Source organism: Mycobacterium sp. NGS16 (assembly GCF_059813225.1).
In genome coordinates, this window is the sequence record NZ_JCALEE010000001.1 from 872,674 (window position 1) to 894,404 (window position 21,731).

Below are 21,731 nucleotides of genomic sequence, written 5' to 3' on the forward strand. Positions count from 1 at the left end.
GGGCCCCCCGAAACACTGCTCAGCCGCGGCAAAGCCGGGCTGTGCGGCGGTGTCGCCTACCATGGGTGACGCTCGTAATGGAAGAAGACTGAGTAGGGGACATAGCCGTGCTGTCCAAGTTGCTGCGTTTTGGTGAGGGCCGCATGGTCAAACGGCTCAGGAAGGTCGCCGACTATATCGACACCCTCTCCGGCGATGTGGAGAGTCTGACCGACGCCGAACTGCGGGCCAAAACCGACGAGTTCCGCGCGCGTCACGCCGACGGCGAATCCCTCGACGACCTGCTGCCCGAGGCGTTCGCGGTGGCTCGCGAGGCGGCCTGGCGGGTGCTGAGCCAGCGGCCGTTCCACGTCCAGCTGATGGGCGGTGCGGCCCTGCACTACGGCAACGTCGCGGAGATGAAGACCGGTGAGGGCAAGACCCTGACCTGTGTGCTGCCGGCCTACCTCAACGCCATCTCCGGCAAAGGCGTGCATGTCGTCACCGTCAACGACTATCTGGCCAAACGCGACAGCGAGTGGATGGGGCGGGTGCACCGCTTCCTGGGGCTGGAGGTCGGGGTGATCCTGTCCCAGATGACCCCCGACGAGCGGCGGGCCGCCTACAACGCCGACGTCACCTACGGCACCAACAACGAGTTCGGCTTCGACTACCTGCGCGACAACATGGCGCATTCGCTCGACCAGCTGGTGCAGCGCCCGCACAACTTCGCCATCGTCGACGAGGTCGACTCCATCCTGATCGACGAGGCCCGCACCCCGCTGATCATCTCCGGGCCCGCCGACGGCAGCTCCAACTGGTACACCGAGTTCGCCCGGATCGTGCCGCTGATGGAAAAGGACGTCCACTACGAAGTGGACCTGCGCAAGCGCACCATCGGGGTACATGAGCTCGGGGTGGAGTTCGTCGAGGACCAGCTCGGCATCGACAACCTCTACGAGGCGGCCAACTCGCCGCTGGTCAGCTACCTCAACAACGCCTTGAAGGCCAAGGAGCTGTTCAATCGCGACAAGGACTACATCGTCCGCAACGGCGAAGTTTTCATCGTCGACGAGTTCACCGGCCGGGTGCTGGTCGGGCGGCGCTACAACGAGGGCATGCACCAGGCCATCGAGGCCAAGGAGCGCGTCGAGATCAAGGCCGAGAACCAGACGCTGGCCACCATCACGCTGCAGAACTACTTCCGGCTCTACGACAAGCTCGCCGGGATGACCGGCACCGCCGAGACCGAAGCCGCCGAGCTGCACGAGATCTACAAGCTGGGCGTGGTGCCGATCCCGACGAACAAGCCGATGGCCCGGACCGACCAGATCGACCTCATCTACAAGACCGAAGAGGCCAAGTTCGCCGCGGTCGTCGACGACATCGCCGAACGCTACGAGAAGGGCCAGCCGGTGTTGATCGGCACCACCAGTGTGGAACGCTCGGAGTACCTGTCCAAGCAGCTGACCAAGCGGCGCATCCCGCACAATGTCCTCAACGCCAAGCAGCACGAGCGCGAGGCGCACATCATCGCCGAGGCCGGCCGGCGCGGGGCGATCACCGTGGCGACCAACATGGCCGGTCGCGGCACCGACATCGTACTCGGCGGCAACCCGGACTTTCTGGCCGACCAGAAGCTGCGCAGCCAGGGCCTGGACCCGGTCGAAACCCCCGAGGAGTACGAGGCCGCCTGGGACGACACGCTCACCGCGATCAAGGCGGAGGCGGCCGCCGAGGCCAAGGAAGTGATCGAGGCCGGCGGGCTCTACGTACTCGGCACCGAGCGGCACGAATCGCGACGTATCGACAACCAGCTGCGCGGCCGGTCCGGCCGGCAGGGCGACCCGGGGGAGTCGCGGTTCTACCTGTCGCTGGGGGACGAGCTGATGCGACGGTTCAACGGGGCGGCACTGGAATCCCTGCTGACCCGGCTGAACCTGCCCGACGATGTGCCCATCGAGGCGAAGATGGTCAACCGGGCGATCAAGAGCGCCCAGACCCAGGTCGAGCAGCAGAACTTCGAGATCCGCAAGAACGTCCTCAAGTACGACGAGGTGATGAACCAGCAGCGCAAGGTGATCTACGCCGAGCGCCGCCGCATCCTCGATGGCGAGAACCTGGCCGAGCAGGCCCACGACATGCTCGTCGACGTGATCACCGCCTACGTCAACGGCGCCACCAGTGAGGGCTACGCCGAGGACTGGGACCTCGAACAGCTGTGGACGGCGCTGAAGACGCTGTACCCGGTCGGCATCGACTACCACGAACTGCTGCACGCCGACGACGTCGGTGAGGCCGATGACCTGACCCGCGAGGAGCTGCTGGAGGCACTGCTCGCCGACGCCGAGAACGCCTACGCGGCGCGTGAGGCGCAGGTCGACGCCACCGCCGGTCCCGGGGCGATGCGGGAGCTGGAACGCGGCGTGCTGCTGTCCGTGCTGGACCGCAAATGGCGTGAGCACCTCTACGAGATGGACTACCTCAAGGAGGGCATCGGTCTGCGGGCGATGGCTCAGCGCGACCCGCTGGTGGAGTACCAGCGGGAGGGCTACGACATGTTCACCGGCATGCTCGAGGGGCTCAAAGAGGAGTCGGTCGGCTTCCTGTTCAACGTCGCCGTCGAGGCCGCGCCGGCACCGTCGGTGGCACCGGTGGACGCCCCCGAGGGACTGGCGGAATTCGGCTTGCGCGCCAAGGGAATCGACGGCGCCAACGGCGCCAACGGCGCCGACGGCGCGGCCGGGCTGACCTACTCCGGTCCCGACGAGGACGGCTCCGCGCAGGTGCGGCGCAACCGTGACCTGCAGCCGGCGGGAGCGAGTTCTCGCCGGGAGCGCCGCGAAGCGGCCCGCCGCGAAGGCAAGGGACCCAAGCCGCCTAAGACGCCGCGCAAGAGCTGAGGCCCGCCCTCAGCCGATGTGCAGGGCGACGATCTGCCAGGCCATGCCGACTCGGGTGCCGGGTCCGGCCCGGGCCACCCGCTCGATGCGGCAGGCCAGCGCATGGGTACGCCGGCCGCGCCGGTAGGTGCCGAACGCCTCGACGGCGGTGGCCGGGTCGGCGGGGCCGGCCGGTTGGACGCGCACCCGCTCCAAGGTCGCCGGCCCGCCGCGGGCCGCGGCCGCCCCGCGGCGCACCGACAGCACCGATTCGGCCAGCCCGGCGGCCAACAGCGGGTGCATATGCGCCGGTGGGCGCCGCCCATCGATGACCTCCAACACCCGGCGCAGCGCGGCGTCGGCGAACACGGCGGCTGACTGTAACGGCGCCGGCAGCCCGCCCCGTGCGGGCCGGTCCGGCCCCGGTCCCGCCGGATGGGCGCGGTGGGGCCGCGAGCACAGCGCCGATGCCCGCGGTGCGCCTCGGCGCGGCACCGCCGCGCGGGCTGGTGGTTCGTAGTCGGTCACCGGCACGACAGTGCAACGCACGGGCGGGGTGGGGTCGGTGGTCACGGCAGCTCTCCACGGTCGATCCGATCGGGGTCCTGCTGGAGAGTGGCAGGGGTCTGTCTGCGCGATCATTGCACAATCGCGGCGCGGCCGTATCCGCGTGCGCCGCGCGGCCGTATCGGTGTGCGCTTCGCGCGTGGGGCGGGCTACCGTGAGCGGCAGTACTTTTCTCGGGTTCGGGGCGCTGGCGGCGCCCGTTCGGATCGAGTCAGCAGGGAGGGCGGGCCGCATGGTGAACCGGTTGTCGGCGACGGATGCGTCCTTCTACCGCCTGGACAACACCACCACGCCGATGTACGTGCAGTCGCTGTACATCCTGCGTAACCCGCGTGGCGGACTGGGCTACGAGAAGTTGCTGGCGACCGTCGAGCAACGGCTGCCCCAGACCCCGCGTTACCGGCAGAAGATCCGCGAAGTCACGATGAGTCTGGCCCGCCCGGTGTGGGTGGACGACCACGAGTTCGACATCACCTATCACGTGCGCCATCTCGCGGTGCCGTCACCCGGCAGTGACCGGCAGTTGCACGAGCTGATCGCCTATCTCAGCCAGCAGCCGCTGGACCGGTTCCGGCCGCTGTGGGAGATGTACCTGATCGAGGGGCTGGCCGGCAACCGGATCGCGCTGTACATCAAGTCGCATCAGACGCTGGTCAACGGGATGGCGGCGCCGGCCCTCGGCCACGTCCTGGTCGACCGGACGCAGCGGCCACCGCCGTTCGACGAGGACATCTGGGTTCCGCGGCGCGAGCCCGGCGCCGTCGAACTGGTCCTCGGCGCGGTCGGGGATTGGGTGGCGGCGCCGCGCACGCAGCTGCAGGCGGTGGGATCGACCGCCGGCAGCCCGCTGACCTGGTTGGGCCGCAAGGCTTTCGACACGGCGCGGGCGATCGCGCGCGGCACGGCGCCGCACAGTCCGCTCAACACTCAGGTGTCGCAGAACCGACTGTTCACGGTGGCGAAGGGCGCGCTGGAGGACTATCGCACGGTGCGGGCTCGCTATGACTGCGCCATCAACGACGTTGTGCTCGCCGTGATCACCGGGGCGCTGCGTAACTGGCTGCTGTCCCGCGGCGAGCCGGTCGGCTCGACCCGGACGGTGCGCGCCATGGCGCCGCTGTCGGTCTACCCCGACCACGAATACGACACCGCGGGGCAGCCCATCGGTGCGGTCACCCCGTTCCTGGTGGATCTGCCGGTCGGAGAACCCAATCCGGTGGTGCGGCTCTCCCAGATCGCCTACGCCACCGAATCCCACCCCACCTCGACCGGATTGGTCGACGCCCGCACCATCCTGACCGTGTCGGGGTTCGCCCCGCCGACGCTGCACGCGATGGGTGTGCGGGTCGCGACCGCCTTCGCCGGGTTCTCCGGGCGGGTGTTCAATCTGTTGATCACCAATGCCCCCGGTGCGCAGCGCCAGCTCTACGTCTGCGGTGCCAAACTGCTCGAGACCTACAGCGTGCCACCGCTGTTGCCCAACAAGGCGTTTACCATCGGGGTCACCTCCTACAACGGCACGCTGTACTACGGGGTCAACGCCGACCGCAAGTCCATGAGCGACGTGGGGCTGGTCTCGGCGCTGTTGGACGAAGCCCTCGCTGAGCTGCTGGAGGCGGCCACGTGAGCGGTGAGCTCGCCGAGCGCCGGATCGCCGACGACGTCTACGAAGCCGAGTTGCAGCGCCTGCAAATCGAATTCGTCAAACTGCAGGAATGGGCGCGGGCTACCGGCGCCCGGATCGTGGTGCTCTTCGAGGGCCGCGACGCGGCCGGCAAAGGCGGTGCCATCAAACGCATCACCGAGAGCCTGAGTCCGCGCGTGGTGCACGTGGCGGCACTTCCGGCGCCCACTGAACGCGAACGTGGGCAGTGGTACTTCCAGCGCTACGTCGCAGCGTTGCCGGCCCGCGGCGAGGTGACGCTTTTCGACCGGTCCTGGTACAACCGCGCCGGCGTGGAGAAGGTGATGGGATTCTGCACGCCGGACGAGCACGCGCAGTTCCTGGCGCAGGCCCCGGTTTTCGAGCAGCTGTTGATCGACGACGGAATCCTGTTGCGCAAGTACTGGTTCTCGGTCTCGCAACGCGAGCAGCTGCGCCGGTTCCGCAAGCGGCGCAACGATCCGCTGCGGCGCTGGAAGCTGTCTCCCATGGACCTCGAGGCGGTGAACCGCTGGGAGGACTATTCCCGGGCCCGCGACGAGATGATGGCGCACACCGACGTCGCGGCGAGCCCGTGGTATGTGGTCGAGGCGGAGATCAAGAAGCACGCGCGGCTGAACATGATGGCGCACCTGCTGTCGACGATTCCCTACTCCGAGGTAGCGCTTCCGCCGCTGGAGTTGCCGGACCGGCCGGTCGTCACCGGTGACTATCAGCGCCCGGACCGCGGGAGCTACCACTACGTACCCGACTACGCCGCCACTCTGGTGAGCGAGGCGTGAGCAGCCATCCCGGCGACCCGTGCCTGATGGCCGCGACCCGCTTCGCCCGGCTTCGCCGCGCTCGCGATCGCGGCTGATTTGATGGCCGCGACCCGCTTCGCCCGGCTTCGCCGCGCTCGCGATCGCGGCTAGGGTCTGAGCTCATGCGGGTTTACATCCCGGCGACGCTGGCCATGCTGACCCAGTTGGTCGCCGACGGTTCACTGCGGCCGGTCAGCGGGACCGCGTTCGCCGTGACGCCGGCGCTGCGGGAGTCCTACGCGCACGGCGACGACGAGGAACTGGCCGAGGTGGCCCTGGGCGAAGCGGCGTTGGCGTCACTGCGGCTGCTCGCTACCGCCGACCCGGCCCCGAGCGGCGAGACACTGCCGACCCGCAGGGCGGTGCTGGTCGCCGAGGTCGAGCCGGTCACCGCCCGCCCGGATCTCGATGCCGCCGTGGTGCGGCTGCCCAGGCCGGTCGAGATCGGCGAGGTGGTCGCGGCGTATGTGGACAACGCGGCCGCCGAGCCGGCGGTGCGCGCGGCGGTGGCAGCGATCGACGACGCCGATCTCGGCGACGAGGATGCCGAGCTGACCGTGGGCGACGCCCAGGATCACGACCTGGCCTGGTATGCCACCCAGGAGCTGCCGTTCCTGCTTGAGCTGCTCTGATGTCGGATCGGGCAAGCTACGCTACCGTAGGTTTACCGACCTTCGGTAGCGAGCAGGGAAGTTTCAGTGAGCAAGAAATATGCGTCGATCAGTGCCAACATCGGCGACACCAAGCGGCCGACCGTCGTCGGCGCCGACCGCCATCCGGGTTGGAATGCCTTGCGGCGCATCGCCAGCCGTATCACCACGCCGCTACTGCCGGACGACTATCTGCGGCTGGCCAACCCGCTGTGGTCGGCCCGCGAACTGCGCGGCCGGGTGCTGGAGGTGCGGCGTGAAACCGCCGATTCGGCGACGCTGGTCATCAAACCCGGCTGGGGTTTCCACTTCGACTACCGGCCGGGGCAGTACATCGGCATCGGGCTGCTGGTCGACGGGCGCTGGCGCTGGCGGTCCTACTCGCTGACGTCGGCCCCGACCGGGGGCCGCACCATCGCCATCACGGTCAAGGCGATGCCTGAGGGCTTCCTGTCCAGCCACCTGGTCGACGGCGTCGTGCCGGGCACCGTGGTGCGGTTGGCCGCTCCGCAGGGCGAATTCGTGCTGCCCGAACCGGCGCCGGCCACCGTGCTGTTTTTGACCGCCGGGTCCGGGATCACGCCGGTCATGTCGATGCTGCGCACCCTGGCCCGCCGGGGCGGGATCACCGATGTGGTGCACCTGCACTCGGCGCCCACGCCCGCCGACATGCTGTTCGCCGAGGAATTGGCCGCATTGGCGCGGGAGCACCCCGGCTACCGGCTGCTGTTCCGCGCCACCCGCTCCCAGGGCCGGCTGGACCTGTCCGGGCCGGCCATGCTGGACGCCGAGGTGCCCGACTGGCGCGGCCGACAGGTTTGGGCGTGCGGGCCGGCGGCGCTGCTCGGCGATGCCGAGCGCATCTGGGCGGACGCTGGGATCGCCGACCACCTGCACATCGAGCGATTCACGATCGCCCGTACCGCGGTGGCCTCCGGTGGGGGTACTGTCACCTTCGCAGCCAGCGGCAAGAGCGTCGTCACCGATGCGGCCACCACACTGCTCGAGGCGGGTGAGAGCGCCGGGGTGCAGATGCCGTTCGGCTGCCGGATGGGGATCTGCCAGTCCTGCGTGGTGGAGTTGGTGGCCGGCCAGGTCCGCGATCTGCGCAGCGGTGTCGACCATGAGCCGGGCACCCGCATCCAGACGTGTGTCTCGACGGCCGCCGGCGATTGCGAGCTGGACGTCTGACGGTTACCCGTTGGTAACCTACGCGAACGTAGGTTACGATAGCGTAGGTCAAGTAGTAAGACGCTCTGTGGAAGGCGGTCCAATGGCGGTAACCGACGTCGAGGCGTTCGCGCATCTCAGCGACGCCGATGTGGCGAACCTCGCCGCGGAACTCGACGCCATTCGCCGCGACATCGAGGACTCCCGCGGCGAGCGCGACGCCCGCTACATCCGTCGCACCATCGCCGCCCAGCGCCTGCTCGAGGTGACCGGCCGGGTGTTGCTGGCGGCCGGCTCGCGCCGCACGGTCCGCTGGGCCGGCACCGCGACCCTGGGGGTGGCCAAGATCATCGAGAACATGGAGATCGGCCACAACGTCATGCACGGCCAGTGGGACTGGATGAACGACCCGGAGATCCACTCCACCGGCTGGGAGTGGGACATGGCCGGGCTGTCCAAGCACTGGCGCTTCACCCACAACTTCCAGCACCACAAGTACACCAACATCCTCGGGATGGACGACGACGTGGGCTACGGCCTGCTGCGGGTCACCCGCGATGCGCCCTGGAAGCGTTTCAACCTGCTCAACCTGTTCTACAACACCATGTTGGCGATCGGTTTCGAGTGGGGAGTCGCGTTGCAGCACTTGGAGATCGGCAAGATCTTCAAGGGGCGCAGCGACCGTGCGGCGACGCTGGTGCGGGTGCGGGAGTTCTCCGCCAAGGCCGGCCGGCAGTTGTTCAAGGATTACGTCGCGTTCCCGGCTTTGACGGCACTGTCGCCCGGTGCCACCTTCTGGGCAACGGTGCGGGCCAACGCGATCGCCAACGTGATCCGCAATGTGTGGTCCAACGCGATCATCTTCTGCGGCCACTTCCCGGACGGCGCGGAGAAGTTCACCAAGACCGATATGGTCGGGGAGTCGCGCGGCCACTGGTATCTGCGGCAACTGCTGGGTAGCGCCAACATCGACGCCGGTCCGGCGATGCGGTTCTTCAGCGGCAGCCTGTCGCATCAGATCGAACATCACCTGTACCCGGACCTGCCCAGTAACCGTTACCCCGAGATCGCGGAGCGGGTACGTCAGGTGTGCGAGAAGTACGACCTGCCCTACACCTCCGGGCCGTTCCTGGTGCAGTACGCCAAGACCTGGCGCACCATCGCCAAACTGTCGTTGCCCGATCGATTCCTGCGCGACACCGCCGACGATGCCCCGGAGACCCGCAGCGAGAAGATGTTCGCCGGGCTACAGCCCGGTTACGCCGGGGCCGATCCGGTGACCGGGCGGCGCCGCGGGCTCAAAACCGCGATCTCGGCGGTGCGGGGCTGGCGCCGCGACAGGCGGGCCGACCTCGCGGCCTGATCTCCCGTGTCGACTCGGAATTTCACGACGCGACACGCCGCACGGGTGTCGTGAGATTCCGGGTCGGCCGTGGGATGGCGCGCTACGCCTCCCTCAGCACCGTCAGCAGCCGGCGCGCCGCCTCGACGCGGCGCTGGGCCGGCCCGGTCAGGGTGTCCAGCGCACATTCGGGGTCGGCGGGCGGCCCCAGATGCCCGCAGCCGCGCGGACATTCGGTGATCGCCGCGGCCAGGTCGGAGAACGCCATCAGCACGTCGTCGGGGGCGATATGGGCCAGGCCGAACGACCGGATGCCCGGGGTGTCGATCACCCAGCCGGAGCCGACCAACCGCAGCGCCACCGACTGGGTGGAGGTGTGCCGCCCGCGACCGATGTCGGTGACTTGACCGACAGCTCGATCAGCTTGGGGGACAAGGCGATTGACCAGGGTTGATTTGCCGACCCCGGAGTGGCCCAGCAGCACGGTGATGCGGCCGGTCAACAACTCGGCCACCGCCTCGAGCGGGTCGTCACGGCCGGCGGTGACCACCGTGAGATCCAGGTCGGCGAACTGGCCGGCGAACGGCTCCGGATCGGCCAGGTCGGTCTTGGTCAGGCACAGAATCGGCGCCAGGCCGCCGGCGTAGGCGGCGATCAAGGCCCGCTCGACCAGGCCGGTGCGCGGCGGCGGGTCGGCCAGGGCCACCACGATGAGCAGCTGGTCGGCGTTGGCGACCACCACCCGCTCGGTCGGGTCGGTGTCATCGGCGGTGCGCCGCAACACCGTTCGCCGGGGTCCGCGGCGGACGATGCGGGCCAGCGTGTCGGGCCGGCCGGACAGGTCCCCGACCACGTCGACGTGATCGCCGACGACGATCGGGGTGCGGCCCAGCTCGCGGGCCCGCATCGCGGTGACCTGGCAGCCCGGGTCGCCGTCGAGCACGCAGCCCCAGCGGCCGCGGTCGACGCTGACCACCATGGCCGATTGCGCATCCGCGTGTTCGGGGCGGATCTTGGTGCGCGGCCGGGAGCCACGGCCGGAACGGACCTTGACGTCGGACTCGTCGTAGTCGCTGGGCCTCAAGCGCCCGAACCCGAATCGGCCAGCATCTCCGCCCACATCCGGGGGAACGCGGGCAGCGTCTTGGCGGTGGTCTCGATGTCCTCCACGTCGACGTCGGCGACCCGCAATCCGATGATCGCGCCGGCGGTGGCCATCCGGTGGTCAGCATAGGAGTGCCAGGTTCCGCCGTGCAGCGGTGTCGCGGTGATCACCAGGCCATCGGTGGTCTCGACGGCCTTGCCGCCCAGCCGGTTGATCTCGGTGGTCAACGCCGCCAGCCGGTCGGTCTCGTGGCCACGCAGATGCGCGATACCGCGCAGGTGCGACACCGATCCCGGCGCCGCCAGCGCCGCCAGTGCAGCCACCGTCGGGGTGAGCTCGCCGACCGCGCGCAGGTCGACGTCGAAACCGGGATAGCTGTCCGGGCCGCGGACTAGCAGCTGCGAATCGGTGTGGCGGATCGCTGCGCCGGTTCGACCGATGATGTCGGTGATGGCATCGGCCGGCTGCACCCCGAACGCGGGCCAGTCGGTGATGCGCACCTCGCCGCCGGTGACCACGGCGGCCGCCAGGAACGGCGTGGCGTTGGACAGGTCCGGCTCGATCTCCCAGTGCCGGGCCGCCGGAGTCGCCGGCCGCACCTGCCAGCGGTTGCCGGTGCTGTCGTCGACGTCGATTCCGGCCTGCCGCAGCATCGCCACCGTCATCGCGATGTGCGGTGCCGACGGGAGGGACGGACCGGTGTGCACCACAGTCAGTCCGGCGTCGAACGCGGCACCGGCCAGCAGCAGGCCCGAGACGAACTGCGAGGAGGCCGACGCGTCGATCTCCACCGTGCCCCCGGCGACCGACCCGGCGCCCTTGATCGCGAACGGCAGCCCATCACCGTCGACCGCGATGCCCAGCCTGCGCATCGCATCGAGCAGCGGCGCGATCGGCCGGCTGCGGGCCTGTTCGTCGCCGTCGAAGGTCACCGTGGCGGTGCTCAACGCGGCCAGCGGCGGCACGAACCGCAACACCGTCCCGGCCAGGCCGCAGTTCAGCCGGGTTTCCGGCTCCGGGTCGATCTCGCCGCTGACGGTGACCTGGTGAGCCACCGCCTCCACCCGCAGTCCCAGGGCGCGCAGCGCGTCGAGCATCAGGTCGGTGTCGCGGCTGCGCAGGGCGCCGGAGAGGGTGGAGACCTCGCCGCCGCGCGCCGCCGCCAGCGCCGCCAGGATCAGCGCCCGGTTGGTCTGGGACTTCGAGCCGGGCACGGTGACCGTTGCCTCGACAGGGGTGCTGGTGGTCGGTGCCGGCCAAGTGGTCACGGTTTCATCCTGCCAGGCGCCGGTATGCGGCGCTGGTGTGACGTTCTTTGCCCGCTGGCCGCTTTGCAGCACCCAGCCGTTCACCCAGCATCGTTACCATCGGCGGCATGGCTCTGGCAGCGGGCTCGATTTTTGCTGAGTACACCATCCTCAAACTGTTGGGCGCAGGCGGGATGGGCAAGGTTTATCTCGCTCAGCACCCTCGCCTGCCGCGCCACGATGCGCTGAAGGTGCTACGCCGGTCGTTGAGCGCCGACGACGAGTATGAGGAGCGCTTCCGGCGGGAGGCCGAAGCCGCCGCGGTGCTCGATCACCCGAACATCGTGCGGGTGCACGATCGCGGTGAGTATCGCGGGCGGTTGTGGATCGCGATGGAGTACATCGACGGTGAGACGCTCGGTGAGTTGATCTGCCGCCGGTTTCCGGCCGGCATGCCGGCGGCGGCCGTCATCCCGATCGTGGCATCCATCGCCGATGCGCTCGACTACGCCCACCGCAAAGGTGTGGTGCACCGCGACGTCAAACCCAGCAACATCCTGGTGACCGAGCAGGAGGACGGCGAGCTGAGCGCGGTGCTGGCTGACTTCGGTATCGCCCGGCAATTGAGCGGTCCCAGCGGGCTGACCGCGAGCAACCTGGCGATCGGCACCATCGCCTACGCCGCGCCGGAGCAACTGATGGGCTCGGAGGGGCTGGAATACGCCGACCAGTATGCGCTGGCCGCCACCACGTTCCAGATGCTCACCGGGACGCCGCCGTTCCAGCATGACAACCCGGTGACCGTCATCAGCCACCACCTGAACACGCCTCCGCCGCTGGTCAGCGCGCACCGTCCCGAGCTGCACCCGTTCGACGACGTACTCGCGGCGGCGCTGGCCAAAGACCCCGCCGAGAGGTTCCGGAACTGCTCGGATTTCGTCACGGCGCTGGCGGAGCGGCTGGACGACCCGGCTGCCGAGGAGACCTCCGACGTCGCCAGCACCGTCGTTCGGGGCGTGCCACTACCGGCGGGCGCCGCCGCAGCACCGCGAAGCCGACTGGCGGTATTGGCCCGTCCGGCTGTCGTGCTGCCGCTGGCCCTGGTGTTGGTGGGATCGGTGGCGACCGTCGTCCCGCGACTACTGGCTGACGAGCCGGTGGAGACGGCCGCCGCCGCCGGTGAGGCACCGGCCGGCGTGGTGGCGCAACCGCCCACGGCGCCGGCGTTCGAGGGGACCTTCCGGGTCGACGCCAACCGGGCGGGGGAGAAGTACAACGGTGTCCCCAACCCGCAGCCGCCCAACGTGAGCACCTGGTGGGCGGTCCGGTCGTCTTGCGACACCAAAGTGTGTACCGCCACGGCGACGATGCTCGACCAGAAGGACCACCACAAGGCGGCCACACTGCCCGACGGCGGCACCGAGATGGTTCTCGAATACGTCAGCGACACCTGGCGGTCCCGGCCACAGCAGTTGACGGCCCCGTGTGTGGGCGCCGACGGGCGGCTGAGCAACCAGACCACCACCCAGGTGCTGTCGTTGGAGCCGACCATCCCGGGCGTGCTGCACGGTGCGATGGTCGCCACCGTCGACACCAACGAGTGCGGCCAGCGCGGCGCCCAGATCTGGGTGCCGGTGGTCGCGAGCCGTTTCGGTGACGCACCGGCCGAGGTAGTCGGCGGTACCGATACCAAACCGGCCAAACCGGCCTGATTCTCCCGCGATACCCAGCCGATGGTGTCCAGCGCCAAACCCCGACGCCCAGCGTGAAGCTGGCTTCACGCTCGAGCCGTGAGCGTGAAGCCAGCTTCACGCTGGGCCGGTGATCCGGGGTTATCCGGCGCTGGGCGGCCGGTTCATCACCCGGTGACGGTAGCCGTAGCGCGGCACGAACCGGAAGCCGGTGGGCCCGCCGGCGGCGGCACTGGCCCCCGGCAAGCCCGCCATGCCGGGCACGCCCGCCCGCGGCACCATGCCGGCTTCTGAGGCTGCGGCGCTTGCCACGCTTTCCGAGGCCGCTGCCATCCGGCTCGACACCAGGGTCGCCGGATTGGCCGAACTGGGCGTCGTCGGCCAGCTCTGCGGCACCGACAGGCCGCCGATCTGCATCCCCTTGCCGAGCGCGACCGACGGGTTCATAGCGCCGAAACCCGGTGCCCGGACCGACGCGGTTCCCGCCCCCTTGATGGAGCTTTCGGCTGCCTTCGCCATGTCGGTCAAGAATGCCCGGGACTCCGAGACGGCCTGACCGGACACCTCCCAGCCGTTGAGGCCCTGACCGACGGAGTCGCCGATCCGGAACAGGCCCATCGCCGAGTTGGTGTAGCCGGTGAGCGTGGTGAGCTGGCTGACCAGCTGCTGTAGGCCCGCGGTGGCCGGCGGCACGGTGGTGCCCGAGGAGCCGGCGGTTCCGGTGGCGGTGCCCGCCTGGGCGACCGACTGGGCCGCGGTCAAGGACTGGGCCGCGGTCAAGGATTGCGTCGCGGTCAAGGATTGCGTCGCGGTCGCAGCCTGCGATGCCGCGGAGTTGCCGGCGGCCTGGGCGGAGGCGGCGGCCTGCCCCGCGGGCGCGGCCGGGTTGGTGGTCTGCGGCGGCGAGGTGAACTCCGACAGCTGCGTGGCCGCGGCAGAGCCACCCGCGTAGCCGTACATCGCCGCGGCGTCCTGCGCCCACATCGCCGCGTAGTGGGCTTCGGTCGCCGCGATGGCCGGGGTGTTCTGGCCGAAGAAGTTCGTGGCGACCAACATCAGCAGCTGCGCCCGATTGGCCGCGACCACCTGCGGCGGAACGGTCATCGCGAATGCGGTCTCGAAGGCCGCCGCGGCGGCTTTGGCCTGGCTGGCCGCCAGCTCGGCTTGCGCGGCGGTGGTCTTGAACCAGGTGGTGAACGGCAGTGCCGCCGCCGCCATGGCCGCCGCCGAAGGACCGCGCCAGGTGGTGGTCAGATCCGTGATGGCCAGGTCCACCGCAGCTGCGGTCAGGCTCAACTCCTCGGCCAGCACATCCCAGGCGCCCGCAGCCGCCAGCATCGGCCCGGATCCGGCTCCGGCATACATCCGGGCGGAGTTGATCTCCGGTGGCAGTGCCCCGTAGTCGATCACTGAACCCCTCGGGTGCTATCCGCCGAACGGGCGGCGTGGCATGACGGTCAACGGGGTCCCGTAGCGCGGCGCGCCGAACCCGCGATATCCGGCTCCGGCCGCACCGGCGGCCGCGGCCGGGACTCCGGGCATGCCGGGCATGCCGGTCGGGGGCGCCATCGGCGTCGTGCCGAGAATCCCGCCCGCCGAGGGGACCGGTGCACTGGCGGCGGGGCCGACCGGCACCCACGAGCCGCCGGAGACCGGGCCCAGCGTGCTCACCGGCGGGGCCGGCGGAACCCAGGTCGGCGGCACCGACAGGCCCCCGATCGAACCGGCGGCACCGCTGGCGGCGTTGGCCGCGCCCGAGGCCGCACCGGCCGCGCCCGACGCCGCGCTCGCGGCTCCCGACGACGCGGCCTTGGCCGAGTCGGCCGCCAACTTCTGCAGGCCGAGCACACCGCTGACACCACGCCAGACTGCACAGACGTTGTTGGACTGCAGGTTGGCGTTGGTCACCAGCTGGGTCATCGCCTGGTTGCCGAGCTGGTAGTTCGGGTCGTTGAGGAGATCCTGGGCCGGGTTGCCGGTGGTGGCGTCGGCGGCCTTCGTGGTCAGCGAGTTCACCAGGCTCTGCAACGTGCCCGACGCCTTGGTGGCCTGCGTCCCGGTGGCGCTGCCGACCGCCTGGGCGACCGCGTTGCCGGTGGCGGCCTCGCCGCCCGGATTGGTCGGGTTCGGCGGCGCGGTGAAGTCGCTGAGCTTGGTCGCCGCGCTGGACTGGGCGTGGTAGCCGTACATCGCCAGCGTGTCCTGTGCCCACATCTCGCCGTGCTCGGCTTCGGTGGCCGCGATCGACGGGGTGTTCTGCCCGAGGATGTTGGTGGCGACCAGCTGCTGCAACTGCTGGCGGTTGGCCATGACCGCCATCGGCGGCACGATCGTCGCGCGCGCGGTCTCGTAGGCCGAGGCGGCGGAACGGCTCTGCCCGGCGGCCTGCTCGGCCTGCGCAGCGGTGAGCTCCATCCAGTTGATGTAGGGCGCCGCCGCGGTTGCCATCGTCGCCGACGCCGGCCCCAGCCATTCCTCGGTGGTGAGCTGGTTGATCACCGCCCGGTAGGAGGCCGCAATCGACTTCAGTTCGGCGGCCAGCGCGCTCCACGCCGACGCCGCCACCGTCATCGGTTCCGAGCCCGGGCCGGTATAGATCTTGGTGGAGGTGATCTCCGGCGGGGACGACAAGTAGTCCATCGCGGTGACCTAACCGGCCGCGGCGGCGTTGGCCGCCTCGGTGGCGGCGTACGCACCGGCGCCGTTGCTCAGCGCGTTCACGAACATCTCGTGCACGGCTGCGGCTTGGGCGCTGACCATCTGGTAGGCCTGGGCGTGCGCGGCGAACTGCGCTGCGGTCAGCGCGGAGACCTCGTCGGCGGCGGCGGGAACCACGCCGGTGGTGGGGGCCGCTGCTGCGGCGCTGTGGGCGGTCATCGCCGACCCGATGGTCCGTAGGTTGGCAACCGCGGCCAGTAGCGCCTCCGGCTGCGTTGTTACGAACGACATAACGCTCCTCGTCGAGTCCTTCGTCATCTGCGATCGTCGAGATGCGGATCGCGCTACCCGGTTGGGTGCACACCCGACGCTAGGCGATCTGAACGCCGTGACACACCCGCGGAGCTGGCTTTTCGCAGACTGTCAGCAGTTGTTCACCGACCGTTCGGAACCGCACCCGATTCATTCACCGATCCGCACGCCGAAGTCGTGCAGCCGTTACCGGCGGTTCATCTTCAGTTCAGCGCGTCGGCCAGCAGTGCCAGCGTGGATTCGCGCCCCGGCGCGGTGCCCGGGGCGGTGCCGCGCCGGGCCGAAGCGACCGGATTGAGCATCACTTCGTCGACCCTGAACCGGCCGGCCAGCTCCCGTAACTGCCCCAGCGCCTCGGTCGGTGTTCCCACCACGGCGCGCTCGAGCTCACCCTGGGCGACGCGGTGCTGCTGCGGGGTGAGCGTCGCCTGCTGGGCCTCTTCGACCAGTTCGAGGCGGCCCGGCGGCTGCCCGGTCGCCGTCCGCGCCTGCAGGTGCAGGTGGGGAAGTATCAAAGCGGCTGCCTCCGCGCCGGTTTCGGCGACGACGGTGTTGACGGTCAGGAAGGTGATCGGCTCTGCGGCGGCTTCGCTCGGCACGAACTCCGACCGGTAGAGCGCCAGTGCCTCGGCGGTGTGCTCGCCGAACAGGTGATGGCCGAACACGTAGGGCAGTCCTTTGGCCGCGGCGACCCGCGCCGACTCCAGCGACGATCCCAGCAGGAAGACGCGCGGTGACGTCAGCGCGTGTGGCGTCGCCTTGAGGACATAGCTGCCGTCGGGCAGCTGCACCGACACGCCGGCGGCGCCCAGCAGGGCGATCAGGTCATCGAGATGGTCGGGGAAGTCGTCGACGTTGTGGTCGGCGCGGCCGGTCGGGCCGCGCAGCACCATCGTCGCCACCGGGTCGGCGCCCGGCGCCCGTCCGATGCCCAGGTCGATACGGCCCGGGTGGGCCGCCTCGAGCAGCGCGAACTGCTCGGCCACCGCCAGGGGTGCGTGGTTGGGCAGCATCACCCCGCCGGAGCCGACGCGCATCCGGGAGGTCGCGGCCGCCAGCATCGCGATCAGCACCGCGGGGCTGGTCGCCGCCACCGACGGGATGTTGTGGTGCTCGGCGACCCAGTAGCGGGTGTAGGCCAGCCCGTCCGCCAGCTTCGCCAGGCGCAGGGAGGCTGCCAGTGCGTCCGGACTGGATTGGTCGGTGCGCACCGGCGCGAGGTCGAGCACTGAGAGGCGCACAGCGGCGATCTTGCCATCACCGGTGCCGTTATCGCCGTTCGTACACCGTCCGTTCCGATGTCGTTAACCGGCGTCACGCACAGTGGACAGCGATGAGCAGCGATACCGAGTTCGCACCGCCGGCGGGTCCGCCCGAGCCCTGGGACATCGGCCGACCGCAGCCCGCGGTGCAGCAACTGGTGGCCTACGGAGCGCTGCGTGGCGCGGTGCTGGATCCCGGCACCGGGCCGGGACACCACGCGATTCACTATGCGGCTCACGGCTATTCGACAACCGGAGTAGACCAGTCCCCGGCTGCGATCGCGCAGGCGCAACGCAACGCCGCGGCAGCCGGCGTGAGCGTCGACTTCCAGGTCGCTGACGCGGTGGAACTCGCCGGGTTCGACGGCCGTTTCGACACCGTCGTCGACAGCGCGTTCTACCACGTCTTTCAGGACGACGAGGAGACCCAGCTGCGTTATGCGCGTGCCCTGCACCGGGCCACCAAGGCGCAGGCGCGGCTGTTCATGTTCGAGGCCGGCCGCCACAACGTCAACGGCTGGCAACTCGACGGCCTGTCGCCCGAGCGGTTCGGGCCGTTGCTGGCCGAAGCGGGGTGGCGCATCGACCACATCGGGACCACTACCTATCAGGGCACCTTCGACCCCGACGCCTTCACCGAGATGGTCGCGGTGATGGAGGCGCTCGGCCGGGAAGACCTGGTGGAGGGGGTCCGTGCGCTGGCACAGCGGTTCGCGATCCTGCAGCCCCTGCTCGAAGACAACCTGGTGCACATGCCGTTCTGGGCGGTGGCCGCCACCCGGCTCGACTAGCTGCCACCATGGAGACATGTGCGGGCGTTTCGCGGTAACCACCGACCCGGCGTTGCTGGCCGAGCGGATCGACGCCGTCAACGAGGTGCCGGCCGACGCTGATCCGGGGCCGAGCTACAACGTGGCACCGACCGATCTCGTCGCGACCGTGGTCAGCCGCCACGCCGATCCCGCCGACGTGCCGACCCGGCGGGTGCGGCTGATGCGCTGGGGGCTGGTGCCGCCCTGGACCAAGGCCGGCCCCGACGGTGCGCCGGCGACCGGCGGCCCGCTGCTGATCAATGCCCGCGCCGACAAGGTCACCACCTCGCCGGCCTACCGCTCAGCCGCCGACCACCGGCGCTGCCTGGTGCCGATGGACGGCTTCTACGAATGGCGGGCCGAACCGGCGGGGAAGAAGGCCCGCAAAACCCCGTTCTACATCTACGGCGACGGCGCGATGCTGTTCGCGGCCGGCCTGTGGTCGGTGTGGCGCGGCGACCGGCGGTCCGCCCCGCTGCTCAGCGTCACGATCATCACCACCGGGGCGGTTGGGGAACTCGCCGAGATACACGATCGGATGCCGCTGTTGCTTCCCGAAAACCGTTGGGACGCTTGGTTGGACCCGGATGCGTCGCTGGACACCGCGCTGCTGGCTTACCGCCCGGAGACCCAAGGGATCGCGCTGCGGGAGGTGTCCACCCTGGTCAACAGCGTGCGCAACAACGGCCCGGAACTGATCGCGCCGGCCGAGCCGCAACCCGAACAGGCATATCTGCTCTAGTCGCTATCGGCCGACCAGGGCCCGCTTCTCGGCGGCGTACTCCTCCTCGGTGAGGATGCCGGCGCTGCGCAGCTCGGCCAGCTCACGCAGCTCCACATCGGCGCCCATCAGCAGGCCGAAGGCCGACTCCGGCGTCAGCTCCGGCAGCTCGTGCGACCGCGAGGACGGCGGCTGCGGGGCCGTGGTCCTGCCGGTGGTCGGGCCCCGGTGGCCCCGAGCGGCACCCGCGCTGGCCCGGCCCGCCAGACCCGCCGCGGCCATCCCCACCGCGGGAACCACGGTCTCGCCGGCGGCCACACCCGATGCCGCGGCCGCGGGCGCGGAGGTGGCGGCGGACGCCAACGCCACGCCGGCCTGCCCGATCGCCGAGGGCACCGCCGACGTCCAGGCCAGTGGCACCGACAAACCGCTGATCGAGGTCGCTGAGGCCATGCTGGCCGTCACCGGCATGGCGCCGGCAAGCGCGGCTCGAGCCACTTCCTCGACTACCCCGAAGACGCCGAGCGGATCGATCAGGAACGTGCCGAGCGCATCGATACCGAACGTGCCCACCGAGTCGACGACCAGTTCCAGGCCGGCGTTGGAGAGTTCGACGGCGGGCGCGCCGGCCGTGGCCGCGGCCGTCAGCGGGCCGATCACACCGGCCAGCGCCGATACCCCCGCCGACGACCCCGCGGGAAGGGTGGAGCCCTGCAGCGCCTGGCCGATCCCGGCGAGCACGCCCTCACCTTGGCCCTCGGCGGCGGTGGCCACCGCCTGCCCCACCGCCCCGGCCTGGGCGGCCGGCCCGGCCGTGCTGGTGGTGCGCGGCGGTTGGGTGAACGGGACGAGTTTGGTGGCGGCGGCGGCGCCGGCGGCGTAGCCGGACATGGCGGTCGCGTCCTGGGCCCACATCTGCGCGTAGTGGGCTTCGGTGGCCGCGATCGCCGGGGTGTTCTGGCCCAGGAAATTGGTCGCGACCAGGGCCATCAGCAGGCTGCGGTTGGCGGTGATGACCGGCGGGGGCACCGTCATCGCGAACGCGGTTTCGTAGGCGGCGGTGGCGGCCCGGGCCTGAAGGGCCGTCTCCTCGGCCAGGACCGCGGCGGCGCGCATCCACTGGGCATACGGTGCGGCGGCTGCCGCCATGGCCGCGGCGCTCGGTCCGGCCCAGCCCGATGCCAGCTCGGTGAGCACCGATTCGTAGGCGAGGCCCGCGGTGTTCAGCTCGGCGCCCAGCGCATCCCAGGACGCCGCGGCGGCCAGCAGCGGCCCCGCCCCGGCGCCGGAATACATCCGGCCCGAGTTGATCTCCGGCGGCAAAAACGCGAAATCCATGGGCTACCGGCCGAGTAGGCGCCGCTTCTCCTGGGCGAACTCTTCTTCGGTGAGGATTCCGGCGTCGCGGAGGTCAGCCAGTTCGCGCAGTTCGCCCGAGATCCGGGTGATCGGTCCGTTCAGCGGGCGCAGCGGCGGTGACTCCGGCTTCGGCTCATGGTGCTTGACGACCGGACGCGGCACCCGCGGGGCGGCCGCTGCTTTGGTTTTCGCGGTCGCGGTGGCGCCACCGCCTTGCCGCTGGCCCCGTCCGACGCCGGCGGTGGCCCGGCCGGCCAGGCCGGCGGCGGCCATCGCGGCCAACGGCAGCGCGGTGGCGCCGGCCGCACTGGGGACAGCGCCCTCGGCGGCCGTCGGCAATGCCCCGCCGACCTGCTGGATCACCGTGGTCGTCGGCGCCGCGGTCGCCCAGGTCTGCGGCACCGACAGCCCGCTGAGCGTGGCTGCTTCGCCCATCTCGGCGGTCACCGGCGTCACCGCACCGGCCAGCGCCATCTCCGGCAGCAGTTCGCTTTCGATCTCGCCGACACCGATCAGGTCGATACCGAAGGAGCCGGCCGCATCCACGCCGAACGTGCCGGCCGAGTCGATGACGAAGGTGCCGAACAGGCTGGCTGCCAGCGCCGCGTACGACGCCGCCAGACCGGGCTCCATCGCCGCCGCCGATCCGACCGAACCCAGCAGCGACGCGTTCGATCCGGCAGCCGCCGAACCCGGCGCGGCCAAGCCCTGCAGCGCTTGGCTGATCGCCGAGGCCACGGTCTCGGCGCGGCTGCCGGTCACGGTGGCGGCCGCCTGCCCGACGGCGCCCGCCTGGTTGGCCGCCCCCGCCGGGTTGGTGGTCTTCGGCGGCTCGGTGAACGGGGCGAGCCTGCTGGCGGCGGCGGAACTGCCGGCGTAGCCGTACATGGCGGTCGCGTCCTGGGCCCACATCTCGTAGTAGTGGGCTTCGGTGGCCGCGATGGCCGCGGTGTTCTGGCCCAGGTAGTTGGTGGCCAGCAGGGTCATCAGCTGGGCGCGGTTGGCGGTGACGACCGGCGGCGGCACGGTCATCGCGAACGCGGCGTCGTAGGCCGCGGCGGCGGTTCTGGCCTGGGATGCCGCATGTTCGGCCTGGGCGGCGGTGGCGTGCATCCATTTCGCATACGGTGTGGCGGCGGCGGCCATCGCCGCGGCGCTGGGTCCGGCCCAGCCGCTGGATAATTCGTCGATCACCGAGTCGTAGGCCAGGCCCGCGGCGTTCAGTTCGGCGGCCAGCGAACTCCAGGACGTGGCAGCCGCCAGCAATGGCCCGGCGCCAGGTCCGGAGTACATCCGAGCGGAGTTGACCTCCGGCGGCAGCGTTGCGAAATCCATTGCTAGACAGTTCTGTCGGTGGTAGGCATCATGGTCTCTCCTGAATTCCCCCGGTTCGCGTCGGTCGACGGGCCGCTGGGCGCACCACTGTCCGCACTCGCCTGAGGCGACGGTAAACGGTGAACTTGAAGTGAACCTGAAGAACACGGCGAACGACGAAAATCGCCCCGGCG

General features: G+C 70.3%; 18 protein-coding genes. 9 read left to right on the forward strand and 9 right to left on the reverse strand.

Annotated features, from left to right (window positions below):
• Positions 1 to 107: 107 nt before the first annotated feature.
• A complete protein-coding gene (secA, locus tag AC5Y4Q_RS04315) occupies positions 108 to 2,882 on the forward strand; it encodes a preprotein translocase subunit SecA (RefSeq protein WP_064921127.1) in 2,775 nt (924 codons plus the stop codon).
• A 9-nt stretch (positions 2,883 to 2,891) separates the two neighbouring features.
• On the opposite strand, the gene AC5Y4Q_RS04320 is transcribed toward secA, so the two are convergent.
• Positions 2,892 to 3,230 (reverse strand): Rv3235 family protein, encoded by a 339-nt coding sequence (locus AC5Y4Q_RS04320; protein WP_109535624.1) that lies wholly within the window; start codon positions 3,228 to 3,230, stop codon positions 2,892 to 2,894.
• 430 nt (positions 3,231 to 3,660) lie between these two features.
• Here AC5Y4Q_RS04320 and AC5Y4Q_RS04325 point away from each other — a divergent pair, with 430 nt between their 5' ends.
• The 5 genes from AC5Y4Q_RS04325 (at position 3,661) to AC5Y4Q_RS04345 (ending at position 9,077) form a co-directional block, all read left to right on the forward strand.
• Positions 3,661 to 5,055 carry a WS/DGAT/MGAT family O-acyltransferase gene (locus tag AC5Y4Q_RS04325; RefSeq protein ID WP_064921129.1) on the forward strand — a complete coding sequence of 465 codons (1,395 nt, stop codon included), beginning with the start codon at positions 3,661 to 3,663 and terminating at the stop codon, positions 5,053 to 5,055.
• Positions 5,052 to 5,873, forward strand: a complete 822-nt coding sequence (gene ppk2, locus AC5Y4Q_RS04330) for a polyphosphate kinase 2 (RefSeq protein WP_064921130.1) — start codon at positions 5,052 to 5,054, stop codon at positions 5,871 to 5,873. The genes AC5Y4Q_RS04325 and ppk2 overlap by 4 nt, the downstream gene beginning before the upstream one ends.
• A gap of 143 nt (positions 5,874 to 6,016) precedes the next feature.
• Positions 6,017 to 6,526: a DUF6912 family protein gene (locus AC5Y4Q_RS04335; protein WP_064921645.1), complete on the forward strand. Its 510-nt coding sequence runs from the start codon at positions 6,017 to 6,019 to the stop codon at positions 6,524 to 6,526.
• A 66-nt stretch (positions 6,527 to 6,592) separates the two neighbouring features.
• Complete coding sequence (locus tag AC5Y4Q_RS04340; RefSeq protein WP_064921646.1) at positions 6,593 to 7,735, forward strand: ferredoxin reductase; 1,143 nt, start codon at positions 6,593 to 6,595, stop codon at positions 7,733 to 7,735.
• Positions 7,736 to 7,817: 82 nt separating this feature from the next.
• A complete protein-coding gene (locus AC5Y4Q_RS04345) occupies positions 7,818 to 9,077 on the forward strand; it encodes a fatty acid desaturase family protein (protein WP_125224366.1) in 1,260 nt (419 codons plus the stop codon).
• A gap of 82 nt (positions 9,078 to 9,159) precedes the next feature.
• On the opposite strand, the gene rsgA is transcribed toward AC5Y4Q_RS04345, so the two are convergent.
• Positions 9,160 to 10,140, reverse strand: coding sequence for a ribosome small subunit-dependent GTPase A (rsgA, locus tag AC5Y4Q_RS04350; protein WP_064921669.1), 981 nt, complete (start codon positions 10,138 to 10,140; stop codon positions 9,160 to 9,162).
• Positions 10,137 to 11,429, reverse strand: a complete 1,293-nt coding sequence (aroA, locus tag AC5Y4Q_RS04355) for a 3-phosphoshikimate 1-carboxyvinyltransferase (protein ID WP_125224367.1) — start codon at positions 11,427 to 11,429, stop codon at positions 10,137 to 10,139. The genes rsgA and aroA overlap by 4 nt, the downstream gene beginning before the upstream one ends.
• Positions 11,430 to 11,536: 107 nt before the next feature.
• Here aroA and AC5Y4Q_RS04360 point away from each other — a divergent pair, with 107 nt between their 5' ends.
• Positions 11,537 to 13,120 carry a serine/threonine-protein kinase gene (locus AC5Y4Q_RS04360; protein WP_064921648.1) on the forward strand — a complete coding sequence of 528 codons (1,584 nt, stop codon included), beginning with the start codon at positions 11,537 to 11,539 and terminating at the stop codon, positions 13,118 to 13,120.
• A 120-nt stretch (positions 13,121 to 13,240) separates the two neighbouring features.
• Here the strand turns inward: AC5Y4Q_RS04360 and AC5Y4Q_RS04365 are convergent, their stop codons facing one another.
• From AC5Y4Q_RS04365 to AC5Y4Q_RS04380, 4 genes are all read right to left on the reverse strand, one after another.
• Positions 13,241 to 14,506 carry a PPE family protein gene (locus AC5Y4Q_RS04365; RefSeq protein ID WP_082952597.1) on the reverse strand — a complete coding sequence of 422 codons (1,266 nt, stop codon included), beginning with the start codon at positions 14,504 to 14,506 and terminating at the stop codon, positions 13,241 to 13,243.
• 18 nt (positions 14,507 to 14,524) lie between these two features.
• On the reverse strand, positions 14,525 to 15,739 hold the full coding sequence (locus tag AC5Y4Q_RS04370; RefSeq protein ID WP_064921650.1) for a PPE family protein: 1,215 nt from the start codon (positions 15,737 to 15,739) through the stop codon (positions 14,525 to 14,527).
• A gap of 9 nt (positions 15,740 to 15,748) precedes the next feature.
• The gene (locus tag AC5Y4Q_RS04375; RefSeq protein ID WP_064921651.1) at positions 15,749 to 16,048 is read right to left on the reverse strand and encodes a PE family protein; all 300 of its coding nucleotides are present in this window, start codon (positions 16,046 to 16,048) and stop codon (positions 15,749 to 15,751) included.
• A 224-nt stretch (positions 16,049 to 16,272) separates the two neighbouring features.
• Entirely contained in the window at positions 16,273 to 17,310 is a 1,038-nt protein-coding gene (locus AC5Y4Q_RS04380; RefSeq protein ID WP_064921652.1) for an LLM class flavin-dependent oxidoreductase, read from the reverse strand.
• Between the two features lie 92 nt (positions 17,311 to 17,402).
• Here AC5Y4Q_RS04380 and AC5Y4Q_RS04385 point away from each other — a divergent pair, with 92 nt between their 5' ends.
• Together AC5Y4Q_RS04385 and AC5Y4Q_RS04390 are read left to right on the forward strand one after the other, a co-directional pair.
• Complete coding sequence (locus tag AC5Y4Q_RS04385) at positions 17,403 to 18,122, forward strand: class I SAM-dependent methyltransferase (RefSeq protein ID WP_125224368.1); 720 nt, start codon at positions 17,403 to 17,405, stop codon at positions 18,120 to 18,122.
• A gap of 16 nt (positions 18,123 to 18,138) precedes the next feature.
• Positions 18,139 to 18,885 (forward strand): SOS response-associated peptidase, encoded by a 747-nt coding sequence (locus AC5Y4Q_RS04390; protein ID WP_125224369.1) that lies wholly within the window; start codon positions 18,139 to 18,141, stop codon positions 18,883 to 18,885.
• A 3-nt stretch (positions 18,886 to 18,888) separates the two neighbouring features.
• Here the strand turns inward: AC5Y4Q_RS04390 and AC5Y4Q_RS04395 are convergent, their stop codons facing one another.
• A complete protein-coding gene (locus AC5Y4Q_RS04395; protein WP_499958082.1) occupies positions 18,889 to 20,202 on the reverse strand; it encodes a PPE domain-containing protein in 1,314 nt (437 codons plus the stop codon).
• 3 nt (positions 20,203 to 20,205) lie between these two features.
• Positions 20,206 to 21,558: a PPE family protein, SVP subgroup gene (locus AC5Y4Q_RS04400; protein WP_499958084.1), complete on the reverse strand. Its 1,353-nt coding sequence runs from the start codon at positions 21,556 to 21,558 to the stop codon at positions 20,206 to 20,208.
• Positions 21,559 to 21,731 lie beyond the last annotated feature (173 nt).